The organism is Vibrio sp. 1401, from assembly GCF_033340295.1.
On record NZ_JAWOWF010000006.1, the window covers coordinates 43,365 to 60,718 of the forward strand.

Consider the following 17,354-nt stretch of genomic DNA (forward strand, 5'->3'; position numbering starts at 1 on the left):
CAGTAAGTCACTTTAAAAGCACAACTATTATTACAAGTACAGAAAGGAAATTTTATGGCTCTAGAAAGAACATTTTCAATCATTAAGCCTGATGCTGTAGAGCGAAACCTAATTGGTGAAATCTACAATCGTATTGAAAAGGCTGGCCTACGTATCATCGCTGCCAAAATGGTTCACCTGACAGAAGATCAGGCAAGCGGCTTTTATGCAGAGCATGAAGGTAAAGAGTTTTTCCCTCCTCTAAAAGAGTTCATGACATCTGGTCCTATTATGGTTCAGGTATTGGAAGGTGAAAATGCGATTGCACGTTACCGCGAGCTAATGGGTAAAACCAACCCAGAGGAAGCGGCATGCGGCACTTTGCGTGCTGATTACGCACTCAGCATGCGTCACAATTCAGTTCATGGTTCCGATAGCCCTGAGTCTGCCGCTCGTGAAATTGAGTTTTTCTTCCCTGAATCAGAAGTTTTCTCTCGCTAACTCGTTCATGCATCACTTTTGCGTGATGATCTAGTTCGTAACAACCTCGGATTTGTCCGAGGTTTTTTATTCCGCGTTCTCCATTTCACCGGCGAGTTCATTCGTAATTATTCGCGAAGACGTTGGCTAATCTGAGCATCTTACAGGGGGGAAAGCTTAGTTAAGTGTGTTTGTTCTCACTGTTTTCTCTGTATCACTTCTACGCTTTTGCTGTCGGTTGTCTAATCATTATTCTCACCGCAAAGTCTGTTTAAAATTTAATCGTTTTTATTTTAATGCCTTAGCAAACTCAGGGTCTTACACCCCTTGTTGTAGCTGCATAAAGGCTGTACAATTCGCGCCCTTATTCTTGTTTCAGTCATTGAGAGGCAACATGACCACTGAAAAAATCAATCTACTCGACTTTGATCGCAAAGGCATGCGTCAGTTTTTCGCGGAAGAACTTGGCGAGAAAGCGTTTCGTGCCGATCAGGTTATGAAGTGGATCTACCATTTCGGTGTCGATGACTTCGAAAAAATGACAAACATCAACAAGAAGCTGCGCGAAAAGCTTTTACACAAGTGTGAAATTAAAGCACCAACTGTAGCAGAAGCCCAGCATTCTTCAGACGGCACGATCAAGTGGGCAATGAAGGTTGGTGATCAGGATGTAGAAACGGTTTACATTCCAGAAGATGATCGCGCAACGCTTTGTGTATCTTCTCAAGTAGGTTGTGCATTGGAATGTAAGTTCTGCTCAACAGCACAGCAGGGCTTTAACCGTAACTTGAAAGTTTCAGAGATAATCGGTCAGGTGTGGCGTGCTGCACGTGAAATTGGTCTTGAGAAAGAAACAGGCCGTCGCCCAATTACGAACGTCGTGATGATGGGCATGGGTGAGCCGCTTCTTAATATGAAGAACTTGATTCCTGCATTGGAGTTAATGCTGGATGACCTTGGCTTTGGTTTGTCGAAGCGTCGCGTAACCGTATCAACATCAGGTGTCGTTTCTGGTCTTGATCAGATGACGGGCAAAATCGACGTTGCGTTAGCGATCTCTCTTCATGCGCCAAACGATAAGCTGCGTAGTGAAATTATGCCAATTAACGATCGTTGGGATATTCAAGATTTCCTAGCATCCGTTCGTCGTTACATTGCTTCATCGAATGCAAACCGTGGCAAGGTAACAGTCGAGTACGTGTTGCTTGATCATGTGAACGATGACATGGACCATGCACGCGAGCTGGCTGAATTGATGAAAGACACACCATGTAAGATTAACTTGATTCCGTTTAACCCGTACCCAGGTTCACCTTACAAGAAACCAAGTAACTCACGTATTGATCGCTTCCAAAAAACATTGATGCAATACGAGCACACAGTTACGGTTCGTAAAACACGTGGTGATGACATTGATGCCGCATGTGGTCAGTTGGTCGGTGATGTAATTGACCGAACTAAACGTACGGCAATGCTGAAAGCGTCACGCGGTGCTGATACCATTGAAGTGAAAGCTGTATAAACGACCGGAATTCAAAAATAGCCAGAGCCATTCGCTCTGGCTATTTTGTTTATTGTTTAGGACATTTTCGCCAAGATTTGGGACTATCACTCTTCAACCTAAGGTTATTTGGGTATAATTTCGAATTCCTTTGTCAAAGTTTGGACAAAAGCTTGAGCTATCTGTTAGTTTGAGTGTAAAGAGTTTTTGTCTTCGTTGCGCATTCGCTTATCATGATATGTAACACTAACGATGACACCGATAATTCTCAGCACTTTCTCACATACGTTTTGCTGATTTTTGCAAAACGGGTATTCGCACTCAGATCGCTGAGAGTTTCTTAAAATTATTATTTTTGGTTAACGCGTTTTGGCTAGCTATCTTTAAAGAGGCTTAAGAACAATAACGAAAATACATGACCACGTTAGCCACTAAAACAGATTAAATACCGCCATTATGACAGAACACGAAAATACGAATGAAGTGCCACTCTCTATTGAAGCTGGCACATTACTGAAAAACAAACGTGAATCCTTGGGAATGAGCCAAAAGCAAGTTGCCGACCGCCTGAGGCTTCGCATTTCTGTGATTGAAGATATTGAAAATAACCGATTTGAATCTCAACAAGTCGCGACATTTACGCGTGGTTACTTACGCTCTTACGCTAAATTCGTAGGTCTTGATGAGAAGGTGGTTTTGACGGCGTTAGAGCAGACTGCCGATGCTCAGCCTCAAGAGCAAGAAATTGAAATGCAAAGCTTCTCTCGTAAAACAAAAGACGAGAAGCACAATAGCCGTATTATGCTCCTTACTTGGGTTATCGGGCTAGTCATTATTGGCATTTCAGCTGCATGGTGGTGGCAAAACCAACAAGAGAATAGCCTAACTAAGGAAGTAACGGATTCAAGTGTTGAAGCGCCGCAGCCCACTGCTCAAGAATTAGCTGATATCGATTTGATGACGGCTGAAGAGTTAATCGCAAGCACTCCTGAAGAAGTTGCTTCAACTAATGAAGGTGTTGCTGAATTGACTGAAGCACCCGTTGAGCAAGGGGCGGATCCTTTGCTGACTGAAACTGAAAATACAACAAGCGTAGATTCTGAAGAACCTGTTGCCGTGATTGAAGCGGCGGAAGAGGAACAGCCTGCGCCAGTAGTACCTGAAGGCATGACACTTCTTACTATGAAGTTTAAAGCGGACTGTTGGATTCAAGTAAAAGACACCAATGGTAAAACGCTGGTAAGTGGTACTCATAAGCCAGGACAAGATGTAGAACTTACCGGAAAAGCGCCATTTAAAGTGATATTAGGCGCACCGGAAGGGGTTACAATGACATTTGCAAGTGAACCTGTCGACCTTTCTGGGTATACTTCAGGCAAAGTAGCTAGATTCACTCTACCGTTATAAAAAATTATGCAACACGAATCTCCAATTATTCGTCGTAAATCGACGCGTATTTATGTGGGTGATGTGCCAATTGGTGATGGTGCGCCAATTGCAGTACAGTCAATGACTAACACTCGCACGACTGACGTAGAAGCGACAGTCGCTCAAATCCGAGCACTAGAAAAAGTCGGCGCAGATATCGTTCGAGTTTCTGTACCTACGATGGACGCAGCAGAAGCTTTCAAACTGATTAAACAGCAAGTTTCTGTACCATTAGTGGCTGATATTCATTTCGACTATCGTATCGCGCTGAAAGTGGCGGAGTACGGAGTTGACTGTTTACGTATCAACCCAGGTAACATCGGCAATGAAGAGCGCATTCGCGCTGTTGTTGATTGCGCTCGCGATAAAAATATCCCGATCCGTATTGGTGTCAATGGTGGATCTTTGGAAAAAGATCTACAGATGAAATACGGTGAGCCTACGCCAGAAGCCTTGGTTGAATCGGCGATGCGTCACGTAGATCATCTCGATCGTCTTAACTTTGACCAATTTAAAGTTAGCGTGAAAGCTTCAGACGTTTTTCTTGCGGTGGATTCATATCGTCTGCTGGCGAAGAAAATCGATCAGCCTCTTCATTTAGGTATCACAGAGGCGGGTGGTGCTCGAGCTGGCGCTGTTAAGTCATCTGTTGGCTTAGGTATGCTGTTATCTGAAGGGATAGGCGATACGCTGCGTATCTCTTTGGCTGCCGATCCAGTTGAAGAAATCAAAGTCGGTTTCGACATCCTTAAATCTCTGCGCATTCGCTCTCGAGGCATCAACTTTATTGCGTGCCCAAGCTGCTCACGCCAAGAATTCGATGTGATTGGTACGGTGAATGCACTGGAGCAACGTTTAGAAGACATCATCACGCCAATGGATGTGTCTATCATCGGTTGTGTGGTAAACGGCCCTGGTGAAGCAGAAGTTTCTCACTTAGGTCTAGCAGGTAGTAACAAGAAGAGCGCATTCTACGAAGATGGTAAACGCCAGAAAGAGCGCTTTGATAACGATGACCTTGTGAATAAGCTAGAAGCTAAGATCCGTGCGAAAGCAGCTATGATGAATGGCGAAAACCGCATCGAAGTTAAAGTACAAGATTAATCTCAACGAGAATTACGGTAAGTATTGTGGCAAAAACAATTCAAGCAATTCGAGGCATGAACGATTGCCTCCCAACTCAGTCGCCACTGTGGCAAAAACTAGAAAACACAGTGAAAAATGTAATTAGCGCATACGGTTATAACGAAGTGCGCATGCCAATCGTTGAAGAAACAAACCTATTCAGCCGCGCTGTTGGTGAAGAAACAGACGTCGTTTCAAAAGAAATGTACACCTTTGATGACCGTAACGGCGACAGCCTAACACTTCGCCCTGAAGGTACGGCGGGTTGTGTACGTTCATGTATTCAAAACAGCCTTATCAACCGTGATGAACAGCGTCTGTGGTACATGGGGCCTATGTTCCGCCATGAACGTCCGCAGAAAGGTCGTTACCGTCAATTCCACCAGTGTGGTGTTGAGGTGTTTGGTCTAAATGGTCCAGATGTTGATGCAGAGCTTATCATGATGACGGCGCGTCTATGGCGTGAGCTAGGTATCAATGAGCATGTCCGTCTTGAGCTGAACTCTATCGGTTCTCAAGAAGACCGCGCAGACTACCGTACTGCACTGGTTGCATTCCTTGAGCAACATATTGATGTGCTAGACGAAGATTGTAAGCGTCGCATGCACACGAATCCACTGCGTGTTCTGGATACGAAGAACCCAGACGTTCAAGCTATTTTAGGTGATGCACCTCGCCTTTCAGATTACTTGGGTGAAGAGTCTAAAGCACACTTCGCAGGTCTATGTGAACTTTTAGACGCCGCAGGTATCAAATACACAGTTAACGAACGTCTAGTTCGTGGTCTGGATTACTACAATCGCACGGTATTTGAGTGGATCACTGAGAGCCTAGGTGCTCAAGGCACTGTATGTGGCGGTGGTCGTTACGATGGCCTTGTAGAGCAATTAGGTGGTAAACCAACACCAGCGGTTGGCTTTGCAATGGGCCTAGAGCGTCTAGTACTGATGCTAGAAACGTTGGAACTGACAGACGTTCGTCGCAGTGTTGACGTGTACGTAGTCACAGCGGGTGAAGGCACCATGATGGCAGGAATGAAGCTAGCAGAACAGCTTCGCGAGTCTGTTCCAGGCGTTCGTGTGATGAATCACTTCGGTGGCGGTAACTTCAAGAAACAGTTTAAACGCGCAGACAAAGTTGGTGCTGTTGTAGCATTGGTTCTGGGCGAAAACGAAGTTGCGGATAATACCGTAGTACTGAAAGACTTAGCTGGTGGTGAGCAAGAGACTTACAACCAAGCAGAAGTTGCAGAAAAGATCGCAGCACTGATTTAAGTCTTTTAGTAATCTAACAAAATTACATCCTAGTTCGTAAGCTAAGGCTCCCAAATGTGGAGCCTTTAAACGAAATAGGAACAATGGCAGCTAAGCTGCCATTTACATGTTTTAAGAGGACAGGAAGTGGAACTTTACGATACTGAAGAACAACAAGTTGAAGCCATTAAAGACTGGTGGAAGGAAAACGGCAAAGCCGTCATCATCGGTGCGGTTGTTGGTTTAGGTGGTCTATTCGGCTGGCGTTACTACCAGGATTCTGTGATTCAGGCGAGTGAAGCAGCTTCTCAAAGCTACACGACAGCAATGAATGCTTTGCAAGACAAAGGCACTGATGCTCAAGCTGACGTGAAAGCTTTCATTGAGTCAAATGAAGTAAAAGAATATTCAGTATTGGCTGCGCTACAACTTGCTAAAGCACAAGTTGAAGCTCAAGACCTTTCTGCTGCATTGGAGCAACTGAAGTGGGCGCAAAGCAACACTCAAGATGCTGCGTTGTTACCATTGATTAGTTACCGCATTGCGCGTATTGAGACGGAAATGGGTAACTTCGACGCTGCAACGGCAGAGCTAAGTAACGTCACTGATACAGCATGGACAGGTCGTATTGCTGAACTTCGTGGCGATATTGCGATTCGCCAAGGTGACAAAGATGCTGCGTACGCTGCGTATACTGAAGCTCAGCAAGCGGCAGATGCAAGCCCGACACTACAAATGAAATTGGACGATCTGGCGAAATAAGGACCGCATTGGATGAAAAGAGTCTTTAAGAAAGCCTTGCTAGGGGCGTTAACAATGGGAGTACTTGTCGGTTGTGCAGGTGAGAAAGACACCATTGTAATGGCGCCACTACCTCAGGTAGACAGTCAGTTTACAACCAGTAGTGAGTGGAGCACATCGGTTGGCGATGGTGTTGGTCATTACTTTTCAAAACTATCCCCTGTATTTGCGAATGATACATTGTTCGTGGCAAGTCGTGATGGCTTAGTAAAAGCGCTGGATCCTGAAAACGGTAAACAACGTTGGCAAACGGACCTAGAAGAAGATGTCATTGCTCGTCTCTCTGGTGGTATCACAGCGGCATACGGAAACCTTTACATTGGCTCTGAGAATGGTGAAGTCATCTCTCTTGACCAAGAAACAGGTGAAATTGTTTGGCGTGTCAAAGTTGGTGGTGAGGTACTGGCGAAGCCAGTTGCAGATTCAGGCCTTATTATCATCAATACTAGCCGAGGCATGTTGATTGCCCTTAATGAGAGTACAGGTGAGCAACGCTGGGCATTGAGTACAGAAGTGCCGAACTTAACTTTACGTGGCGACAGTACTCCGACTGCAATTGGTGGCGGTGTATTTTGGGGAACGGCAAATGGCCGACTCGCAGCTGCTATCGTTGAGCGTGGTCAGTTGATTTGGCAACAGCCTGTTGGTACGCCAAAAGGCGCGACAGAAATTGATCGTTTGGTTGACGTTGATTCATCGCCAATTGTGCTAGGCGGTACTCTTTTCACCATTGGATACAATGGCCCACTTATCGCTATTGACTTGCGTTCAGCGAACCCGATTTGGAAGCGTAATTACTCATCTGCGACAGACATTTCTACAGATGGTAGTCGCATCTTTGTGATAACGGAAAAAGATCATGTTGTTGCCGTTGATTCACGAAGCGGAACTGAGTTGTGGGAAAACAGCTTGCTTGAGCACCGACAACTTACAGCGCCAGTTATTGTTGGCAATTATCTCGTTGTCGGTGACACGCTTGGTTACCTTCACTGGATGGATCGTTCAACGGGCGAATTTGTTGCGCAGCAGTTTGTCGATGATAGCGGCTTGGCTGTTGGCCCGACGTTATTGTCGGATGGTTATGTGATTACAACTCGCAACGGCGATGTAAAGAAACTAACCATTAACGAATAATATCGTGATATAATTCACATTCGGCTCCTGGCTGGTGACAGCTAGGAGCCGTTTTGTTGTTTGAATTTATTAACCCTGACGTGGTTATAGGTAAAAAGCTGGTTTGATTTGGCATCGAGCAAGTCGTTACCTATAACTACAGAAGAAAGATTATTGTAGAGGTTGTTATGGTACCTGTTGTAGCTCTAGTAGGGCGTCCGAACGTAGGTAAATCTACACTATTTAACCGATTGACTCGCACTCGTGACGCGTTGGTTGCGGACTTTCCAGGCCTAACGCGAGACCGTAAATATGGCCAGGCGAGACTTGGTGAAGAGCACGAATTCATTGTGATTGATACTGGTGGTATCGATGGCACAGAAGAAGGCGTGGAAACAAAGATGGCAGAACAGTCATTAGCCGCGATTGATGAGGCTGATGTTGTATTGTTCCTTGTTGACGGTCGTGCTGGTCTGACACCTTCAGATGAAGCAATTGCTGCGCATCTGCGTAAAATTGAAAAGCCAGCGATGCTGGTAGTAAACAAAATCGATGGTATTGATGCCGATGCGGCGTGTGCTGATTTTTGGCAGCTCGGAGTGGATGATATGTACCAGATTGCGGCTGCTCATGGCCGTGGTGTGACCGCTTTGCTTGAGCGTGCTTTATCTCCATTCTTTGATGATCTATTAACAAGTGAATCTGAAGACGGTGAGATTGAAGACCTGACTGGATTCGAAGACGAAGAGCCTCTTGTTGAAGATTACACTGAAGAAGACGCAGAAGCTGAATTCAAGCGCCTTCAAGAGCAGCCGATTAAGTTGGCGATCATCGGTCGTCCTAACGTAGGTAAATCGACACTGACTAACCGTATTCTGGGTGAAGAACGTGTAGTTGTATACGATATGCCAGGTACAACGCGCGATTCTATCTACATCCCGATGGAACGTGATGGACGCGAATACGTACTAATTGACACCGCAGGTGTTCGTCGTCGTGGTCGTATCAATGAAACGGTTGAAAAGTTCTCTGTTGTTAAGACGCTGAAAGCGGTAGAAGATGCAAACGTCGTTCTACTGGTGATTGATGCACGTGAAAATATTTCAGACCAAGACCTAAGCTTGCTTGGTTTTGCACTGAATGCTGGCCGCTCAATTGTCATCGCCGTTAACAAGTGGGATGGTCTAGACAGTGACGTGAAAGAAAGCGTGAAGAAAGAACTGGACCGCCGTCTAGGATTCGTCGACTTCGCGCGTATCCACTTTATCTCTGCGCTGCACGGTACTGGCGTTGGTCACTTGTTTGAATCTATCCAAGAAGCATATAACTCGGCGACAACGCGCGTGGGTACGTCAGTACTGACGCGTATCATGAAGATGGCAGTGGATGATCACCAGCCGCCAATGGTTCGTGGTCGTCGTATCAAACTCAAGTACGCACACGCAGGTGGTTACAACCCACCGATCGTTGTTATCCACGGTAACATGGTTCGTGAATTGCCAGATTCGTATAAACGTTATCTGATGAACTACTTCCGTAAGTCTCTGGAAATTATGGGAACACCGATTCGCATTAACTTCCACAACAGTGATAACCCATACGAGAACCGTACGAATAAGCTTACGCTATCACAAGAGCGTAAACGTAAGCGTATGATGTCGATGGTGAAAAACCGCAATAAATAATGAAATTCGAATACCCAAGTTTCTACTTGGGTATTTTTTTATCAAAAGTAATCGTAAAAATGACTATCACAGCAACAAAGACTCGTTTTTGTCATCAAACATGGCAATTAGAAGCACAAATACAGCTCGTTCAATCTACGGAAGAAGTGACTTACGTTATTACAGATGTCACGCCGTTCCATCCCGTTAGTCACATATGGCCGGATCACCCTGCAGATAAAGGAACGTTGAAGGTGAATGGGTCTGAGCATGACGTAGTAGATTGCCAAGTTGGAGCAGTGGAGCAGGAGAGTGGTGCTTTGTATGTGGGTAGTGACATCCCTGTAAAGCGTGATGCTGAAGGTTGGGTGTTTGTCGTCGTGCATGTTTTATCACGTACGGAATCATTTGCAATTAATGACTTGGTAACATTAGCGGTAGATAAAGACTATCAAAATGCTGTGAGTCGAGGCCACACTGCAGGACACTTAGCGTATTTGGCGTTGAATAAAGTACTATCGGAAGACTATTGGCGAAAAGACGCAGACCGCAAAGACCCACATGGTTATTATGACTTTAATAGCTATGCGCAAGTTACTAGTTATGTCACTCCAGACAAGTGCCTCGATACGTACCGTTTAGGCAAAACACTCCGTAAAAGAGGATTAAACAGTGCAGATATGCTGAATGACCTCCAGGCGATTGCAGAAAAAGTGAATGGCCAACTGGTTGAATGGCTTCAAAGAGATGCGATGATCACCATGGAATGCCACGGCGATAGATTAACGGATTCTCGCTATTGGAAGTGCGATTTAGGGGAAGGTCAATTAGCGGTAATCCCTTGTGGTGGAACGCATGCGAGCCATTTAAATGAGTTTGCTTTTATCCAAGTTAAACTCGTTGAGCTCGACGCTCAAACTATCGAAATGCACACCAATGTAAACACTGCTTTCTGAATAAGATCTTTTTATTAAATTCTAATTTTTCGTTTAATTAAATTACTATAAGGTTTTTTATTCTTCCTTAAATTGGAATGCAGAATATGTAACTTATGCTTTCGGTGTGTGGTTATATAAATATTCTTTTAAGGGGTGATCGCTGATCAAGGAGTAAATATCAGACGATCAGTATAAGATCCTACGTATCAAGTATGGTTATCGCCTCGTGAAACTTGTTAGGGCGGTGATGAAGATCAACATACTTGTTCGTTATTTTGAGTAGCATGCGTTACTCGAAATTGCTTAGTTTAGAGAGAGGAACGGGATATGCAGCAGAACATTTGCCCGACTTGCAATGTCGAACTGGAATGGACAGGACAATACCATTGTGAACAGTGTGAATCGGATTTTAAAAAAGTAGGTTTTTGCCCTGATTGTGAGGCGGAGCTGGAGAAGCTGCAAGCATGCGGTGCTGCGAGTTACTTTTGCAATGTGTGTAATGAACTCAAGTCAAAATCACGTGTCCGATTTGAGTTCCAGAAAATCAGTTAACCAGAGTTTGTATTCAGTTAACGGTAGAGCGAACGTCGCCTTCGGCTAATCGAGTAATCAATACATCTCCCGATTTTACATCTGAAGATTGAGTAATCACTTTACCTTGCTCAGTTTGAGTAATTGAGTAACCTCGTTTCAATGTCGCTAGTGGGCTGACGGTGTCTAACTTTTCTGCGGCAATCGCGAGTTGATGGCGCATAGTCAGTAATTTGCGATCCATTGCATCCATGAGCTTTTGCTCAACACGTTCTAGCTTCGACTTCTGCTCGGCAAGGCGTGTTACAGGAGAATTTAATTGCAGCCGATAATGTTGACGCTCGATTCGCTGTTGACGCAAGGCAATAAAACGACTCATCGCTCGCTTTAAGCGCATGTCCAACTCATCTAACTGTTGCGTCTGACGTTGCAAGCGATAGCTTGGGTGCTGTCTCTCTAGACGGTGCACTAATTGAGCAGATTGCTGCTTTTGTTGTGCTAGGTAGTAACGCATCGCGCTCGCTAACTTATGCTGGCGGGTAACTAAAGCTTGATCTTTGTGGCTGTTATCACGGCTTACTAGCTCAGCGGCTGCTGATGGAGTAGGCGCGCGTACGTCGGCGACAAAATCAGCTATTGTCACGTCAACTTCATGTCCAACGGCGCTAATAATAGGAATTTGGCTTGCTGCAATCGTGCGAGCTAATATCTCGTTGTTAAAGCACCATAAGTCTTCTAATGAACCACCACCTCGGCCCACAATTAGCACATCACATTCATCACGGCTGTTAGCGCGACCAATGGCTTGTGCAATTTGAATGGCTGCGTCCTCACCTTGTACCACTGTCGGATAAATCACAACAGGTAGGGAAGGATCACGACGTTTCAATACGTCTAAGATATCGTAAAGCGCGGCACCAGTTTTCGATGTGATGACGCCAACACGTTTAGGGTGCTCAGGCAAAGATTGCTTATTGATTTGCGCGAACAACCCTTCTGCTGCAAGCTTCATTTTCAGCTCTTCAAACTCTTGCTGAAGACGGCCGTCACCTTCCGGTTGCATGCTTTCGATGATCAATTGGTAGTCACCGCGAGGCTCATAAAGAGAAAGACGAGCTTTTACTAGAACTTGATTACCGTTAGCGGGCTTGAAAGTAACGCGGCGATTGTTACCACGAAACATGGCACATTTAACTTGAGCGCGAGAGTCTTTAAGAGTGAGGTACCAGTGACCAGAGACAGGAGCTGAAAAGTTGGATATCTCTCCGACGAGCCAAACGATCCCCATTTCGTTTTCAAGGAGTAAACGAACTTCTGCGTTGAGACGAGAAACAGTAAAGATGTTTTGATTGGTCTTGGAGAGCACAGCTAATCTCTTAGACGTGAGTATGGAAATTAGCGGCAATATAATACATATCAAAGGGGTAATTGCAAGAAAAAAATTAAAAAACTTGTGGTCAAGCGATTGCGTTAACCGTATAATCCCTCCGCAATATCTAATCCAAATGTAGCCAACAACCTAAAACTGGTTACCCTCATTATGCGAAACGATGAGATTGGATTGTCTTTTTACTCCTCTAATTGTGAGATATTGCAAATGCTAAGAATTGCCAAAGAAGCGCTGACATTCGATGACGTACTACTCGTGCCAGCTCACTCCACCGTTCTCCCAAACACAGCTGATCTTCGCACTCAGTTGACTAAGAACATCACCCTAAACATCCCAATGATTTCAGCGTCTATGGACACTGTTACTGAAGCTCGTCTAGCGATTGCGCTAGCGCAAGAGGGTGGCATTGGCTTTATCCACAAGAACATGTCTATTGAGCAGCAGGCAGCCGAAGTTCGTAAAGTTAAGAAGTTCGAAGCTGGTATGGTGACTGACGCGGTTACTGTAAACCCTGACGCGACCATCGCTGATGTTGTTGCACTCACTGAAAAACATGGTTTTGCAGGTTTCCCTGTTGTCACTGAGAGCAATGAGCTTGTTGGTATTATCACTGGTCGTGACGTTCGTTTTGTGACGGACCTTTCTAAGAAAGTATCTTCAGTAATGACGCCAAAAGAGAAGTTGGCAGCAGTTAAAGAAGGTGCAACACGAGAAGAAGTGCAAGAGAAAATGCACGAAGCTCGTGTAGAGAAAGTATTGGTTGTGAATGATGAGTTCCAACTAACCGGTATGATTACTGCGAAAGACTTCCACAAAGCAGAACGTAAACCAAACGCATGTAAAGATGAGCGTGGTCGCCTACGTGTTGGCGCAGCCGTTGGTGCTGGCGCTGGTAACGAAGAGCGTGTTGCTGCTCTAGTTGAAGCAGGCGTTGACGTTCTACTTATCGACTCTTCACACGGACATTCTGAAGGTGTTCTAAACCGCATTCGCGAAACACGTGCAGCTTACCCAGATCTAGACATCATCGGTGGTAACGTAGCAACAGGTGCTGGTGCTAAAGCACTAATCGAAGCTGGCGTAAGCGCAGTGAAAGTTGGTATCGGCCCTGGTTCTATCTGTACAACTCGTATTGTAACGGGTGTAGGAGTTCCACAAATCACTGCAATCGCAGATGCGGCAGAAGTGGCTAATGATTATGGTATTCCGGTTATTGCTGACGGTGGTATCCGTTTCTCAGGTGATATCTGTAAAGCAATCGTAGCTGGCGCATCATGTGTGATGGTTGGTTCTATGTTTGCTGGTACTGAAGAAGCGCCGGGTGAAGTGATTCTATACAATGGCCGTTCTTACAAGTCTTACCGCGGCATGGGTTCTCTTGGTGCTATGTCTCAAGGTTCTTCTGACCGTTACTTCCAGTCTGACAACGCAGCGGACAAGCTAGTACCAGAAGGTATTGAAGGTCGTATCGCATACAAAGGCCGTCTAAAAGAGATCGTACACCAACAAATGGGTGGTCTACGTTCAAGCATGGGTCTAACTGGTTCTGCAACTATCGAAGATATGCGTACGAAAGCTGAATTTGTACGTATCTCTGGTGCAGGTATGCAAGAATCTCACGTACACGATGTTCAAATTACTAAGGAAGCGCCGAACTACCGTCTAGGGAACTAATTACCCAACGGAAACGTTTGCTTTTTCCTTGAAGCATTAAGAAGAGGCGAGTACACTCGCCTCGGTTTTAATCACTTAGCCTTAAAAAGACTGCTCAAAATGACTAAAAATATCCATGACCAACGTATTCTGATCTTGGACTTCGGTTCTCAGTACACTCAATTAGTAGCACGCCGCGTACGTGAAATCGGCGTTTACTGTGAACTATGGAGCTGGGATGTAGAAGAAGCGGATATTCGCGAATTCAACCCAGATGGCATTATCCTATCTGGCGGTCCAGAAAGCGTAACGGAAGAGAACTCTCCACGCGCGCCTCAATATGTGTTTGATTCTGGTGTTCCTTTGCTTGGCGTATGTTACGGCATGCAAACCATGGCGGAACAGCTAGGAGGCAAAGTGGCGGGCTCTAACGAACGTGAGTTTGGCTACGCTCAGGTTAAAGTTTCTGGTGAATGTGCTCTATTTAAAGATCTTGAAGCAACTCAAGACGTTTGGATGAGCCATGGCGACAAAGTAGTAGAGATCCCAGCCGATTTCGTAAAAGTTGGTGAGACAGACACTTGTCCTTACGCTGCGATGGCGAACGAAGAGAAGAAATACTACGGTGTTCAGTTCCACCCAGAAGTGACACACACAAAAGGTGGCCTACAAATGCTTGAGAACTTTGTTCTTGGCGTATGTGGCTGTGAGCGTCTATGGACTTCGGAATCTATCATCGAAGACGCGGTTGCTCGCATTAAAGAGCAAGTGGGTGACGACGAAGTTATCCTAGGTCTATCTGGTGGTGTTGATTCATCGGTAGTTGCGATGCTGGTTCACCGTGCAATCGGCGACAAGCTAACGTGTGTATTTGTTGATAACGGTCTACTGCGTCTAAACGAAGGTCAACAAGTAATGGATATGTTCGGCGACCAATTTGGTTTGAACATCATCAAAGTTGACGCTGAAGAACGCTTCCTCAAAGCACTTGAAGGCAAGTCTGACCCAGAAGAGAAGCGTAAGACTATCGGTCACGTATTCGTAGATGTATTCGATGAAGAGTCTAAGAAGCTGAAAAACGCGAAATGGCTAGCTCAAGGTACGATTTATCCTGATGTAATCGAGTCAGCTGCATCTAAGACTGGTAAAGCGCACGTGATCAAATCGCACCACAACGTGGGCGGTCTTCCAGATGACATGGAAATGGGTCTTGTTGAGCCACTACGTGAGCTGTTCAAAGATGAAGTTCGTAAGATTGGTCTAGAATTAGGCCTGCCTTACAACATGCTTTACCGCCACCCATTCCCAGGTCCTGGTCTAGGTGTTCGTGTTCTTGGTGAAATCAAGAAAGAGTACTGTGACTTGCTACGCCGTGCTGATGCTATCTTTATTGAAGAACTGCACGCAGCTGATCTATACAACAAAGTATCTCAAGCGTTCACGGTATTCCTACCTGTACGTTCTGTTGGTGTAATGGGCGATGGTCGTAAGTACGATTGGGTTGTGTCTCTACGTGCGGTAGAAACTATCGACTTCATGACTGCTCATTGGGCACACCTACCATATGACTTCCTAGGTAAGGTTTCTAACCGTATTATCAACGAAGTTGATGGCATTTCTCGTGTTGTTTACGACATTTCAGGTAAGCCACCAGCGACTATCGAGTGGGAATAATTTTCCTCTAGACAGTTGAGTTTATAAGAACCAGCCTTCGGGCTGGTTTTTTTGTACTTCAAGTTTGTGAAGAGGAGGCTCAACTTTTTCGTGAGAGATATATACATGCGGTTAAATTAAATATATATTCATTTTAATTGTTTGATTATCATAAATGGTATTGCTATGGAACAGGCTGACGTTACCTCTCTCATTCCCATCCTTATTACTCTTTTCCTCGCGCTGACCACAAGAAATGTCGTTGTTGGTTTATTCGCCGGTGTGGTGAGTGGTGTCGCTATGCTCGAAGGGACATTTGTCGAAAAAGGGCCACTAGACTCGTTTAGTGCATTGATGAAAAGCTATCTACTGCCGCAATTAACTGACAGCTACAATGCGGGCGTCATTTTGCTCTTGGTCTTTATTGGTGGCTTTGTTGCCTTGATGGAGAAATCTGGCGGTGGTGTGGCGTTTGCTAAAAAGGTTACTCAATGGGTTGCGAGTAAATGCCAAGCTCAACTGTCCGCATGGTTCGGTGGTGTGGTTATTTTCTTCTCAGACCTTGGTACACCACTGATTGTTGGCCCTGTTTTTCGCCCTTTATTTGATAAGTTAAAAGTATCACGCCAAAAATTAGCTTTTATTATCGACTCTACTTCCTCTCCCGTCGCAATCTTGATCCCTTTTATCGGATGGGGCGTTTACATCATGGGATTGATTCAAAAAGAGTTTACTGCCCTGAATGTCAGTATGAGTGATTGGGATGCTTTCATTGGTGCGATCCCGTATCAGTTTTACGCCTTTCTTGCGATCGCGATTGTGCCGATTGTCTCTTTCTTCAAATTAGATTTCGGACCGATGGCGAAGGCTGAGCAACTAGCAGAGCAGGGCTCCGACTTTGGGAAAGTGCAGGAGTCCATGAATGTGTTTACGCATAAAAATGCAAAATCTAGTTTTGTATGGGCACCTTTGCTCGTTATGCTGGTGGTTCTATGTACCATCCTCGTGCCACACGGTTTTCCATTTCAAAAAGTGGCAGGATCAACGTTTAGGGCTGCACTTTCTTCTGCATATTTCTTCGCGGCCTTCACTTTAATTGCGCTGATGGCGTTTTATGGCGTAAGAAAGCTTTCGGATGGTATTCAGGTTTATCTGAAAGGGATGTCAAACATGATGTCAGTGGCGGTGATTCTGGTATTGGCTTGGGCGCTTAGCTCGGTTGGGAAAGAATTAGGTGCAGCTGCATACATTGCTGAACAAGCTCAAGCCGGTTTCCCTTACTGGTTATTGCCAGCGGTTGCGTTTTTACTGGCCGGTATTATCTCGTTCGCTACGGGATCATCTTGGGGGACGTTTGCCATCATGATGCCATTAGTGATCCCAACTGCCGTCGCGATTGATGCACCACTGTTGGTTTGTATTGGTGCGGTATTATCTGGTGGCTTGTTTGGCGATCACTGTTCTCCCATCTCTGAAACTACGATTTTGTCGTCGACAGGAGCGGGGTGTGAACAGTATGAGCACTTCCGTACACAATTACCTTACGCATTACTCAATGGAATGATCGCATTGGGGTGTTTTCTTTTAGCTGGAATCAACGCCTCACCAGTGATTGTGCTTGCCGCAATTATTTCTCAGTGTGTGGTTTATTTTGTGCTGTCTAAACAAAAGTCAACCGCGAAGCTAGAGGTGGTTTCGGCAGATCAATAAAGAGAGAAACATCACAAAGCGGAGGCTCACAGGGTCTCCGCTTTTCTTTTGAGTCAAGGTAACATTTTTCTTGTGACAAAATGTGTGTGAGGACCTATTTATTCATTTTGTCTCGCAGAATCAACGTACTTGGCT

14 protein-coding genes are annotated in these 17,354 nt (G+C 45.2%); 13 read left to right on the top strand and 1 reads right to left on the bottom strand.

Going from position 1 to position 17,354, the window contains the following annotated elements:
• Positions 1-54: 54 nt before the first annotated feature.
• From ndk to R7Z77_RS05150, 10 genes are all read left to right on the top strand, one after another.
• Entirely contained in the window at positions 55-480 is a 426-nt protein-coding gene (ndk, locus tag R7Z77_RS05105) for a nucleoside-diphosphate kinase (RefSeq protein WP_042521171.1), read from the top strand.
• 373 nt (positions 481-853) lie between these two features.
• Positions 854-1,981: a bifunctional tRNA (adenosine(37)-C2)-methyltransferase TrmG/ribosomal RNA large subunit methyltransferase RlmN gene (locus R7Z77_RS05110; protein WP_017633913.1), complete on the top strand. Its 1,128-nt coding sequence runs from the start codon at positions 854-856 to the stop codon at positions 1,979-1,981.
• A 435-nt stretch (positions 1,982-2,416) separates the two neighbouring features.
• A complete protein-coding gene (gene rodZ / locus R7Z77_RS05115) occupies positions 2,417-3,367 on the top strand; it encodes a cytoskeleton protein RodZ (protein WP_005383707.1) in 951 nt (316 codons plus the stop codon).
• A 6-nt stretch (positions 3,368-3,373) separates the two neighbouring features.
• Positions 3,374-4,492 carry a flavodoxin-dependent (E)-4-hydroxy-3-methylbut-2-enyl-diphosphate synthase gene (gene ispG / locus R7Z77_RS05120; RefSeq protein WP_005381699.1) on the top strand — a complete coding sequence of 373 codons (1,119 nt, stop codon included), beginning with the start codon at positions 3,374-3,376 and terminating at the stop codon, positions 4,490-4,492.
• A gap of 26 nt (positions 4,493-4,518) precedes the next feature.
• Positions 4,519-5,787 carry a histidine--tRNA ligase gene (hisS, locus tag R7Z77_RS05125; RefSeq protein WP_005381698.1) on the top strand — a complete coding sequence of 423 codons (1,269 nt, stop codon included), beginning with the start codon at positions 4,519-4,521 and terminating at the stop codon, positions 5,785-5,787.
• Positions 5,788-5,913: 126 nt separating this feature from the next.
• Positions 5,914-6,528, top strand: a complete 615-nt coding sequence (locus R7Z77_RS05130; RefSeq protein WP_005381697.1) for a YfgM family protein — start codon at positions 5,914-5,916, stop codon at positions 6,526-6,528.
• 12 nt (positions 6,529-6,540) lie between these two features.
• Positions 6,541-7,701, top strand: a complete 1,161-nt coding sequence (bamB, locus tag R7Z77_RS05135; RefSeq protein ID WP_213967871.1) for an outer membrane protein assembly factor BamB — start codon at positions 6,541-6,543, stop codon at positions 7,699-7,701.
• Positions 7,702-7,868: 167 nt separating this feature from the next.
• Positions 7,869-9,365, top strand: coding sequence for a ribosome biogenesis GTPase Der (gene der / locus R7Z77_RS05140; RefSeq protein ID WP_005381694.1), 1,497 nt, complete (start codon positions 7,869-7,871; stop codon positions 9,363-9,365).
• Between the two features lie 59 nt (positions 9,366-9,424).
• Positions 9,425-10,300, top strand: a complete 876-nt coding sequence (locus R7Z77_RS05145) for an alanyl-tRNA editing protein (protein WP_136976160.1) — start codon at positions 9,425-9,427, stop codon at positions 10,298-10,300.
• Positions 10,301-10,609: 309 nt separating this feature from the next.
• A complete protein-coding gene (locus tag R7Z77_RS05150; RefSeq protein WP_031780210.1) occupies positions 10,610-10,834 on the top strand; it encodes a zinc ribbon domain-containing protein in 225 nt (74 codons plus the stop codon).
• Positions 10,835-10,847: 13 nt separating this feature from the next.
• Here the strand turns inward: R7Z77_RS05150 and xseA are convergent, their stop codons facing one another.
• A complete protein-coding gene (gene xseA / locus R7Z77_RS05155) occupies positions 10,848-12,179 on the bottom strand; it encodes an exodeoxyribonuclease VII large subunit (protein WP_136976154.1) in 1,332 nt (443 codons plus the stop codon).
• Between the two features lie 231 nt (positions 12,180-12,410).
• On the opposite strand from xseA, the gene guaB reads away from it, so the two are divergent.
• The 3 genes from guaB to R7Z77_RS05170 all read left to right on the top strand — a co-directional run bounded on the left by guaB (position 12,411) and on the right by R7Z77_RS05170 (position 17,219).
• Complete coding sequence (guaB, locus tag R7Z77_RS05160; RefSeq protein WP_042521181.1) at positions 12,411-13,877, top strand: IMP dehydrogenase; 1,467 nt, start codon at positions 12,411-12,413, stop codon at positions 13,875-13,877.
• A 99-nt stretch (positions 13,878-13,976) separates the two neighbouring features.
• Positions 13,977-15,530, top strand: a complete 1,554-nt coding sequence (gene guaA / locus R7Z77_RS05165; RefSeq protein WP_005381685.1) for a glutamine-hydrolyzing GMP synthase — start codon at positions 13,977-13,979, stop codon at positions 15,528-15,530.
• A 165-nt stretch (positions 15,531-15,695) separates the two neighbouring features.
• Positions 15,696-17,219 carry a Na+/H+ antiporter NhaC family protein gene (locus R7Z77_RS05170; protein WP_064353653.1) on the top strand — a complete coding sequence of 508 codons (1,524 nt, stop codon included), beginning with the start codon at positions 15,696-15,698 and terminating at the stop codon, positions 17,217-17,219.
• Positions 17,220-17,354: the final 135 nt, after the last annotated feature.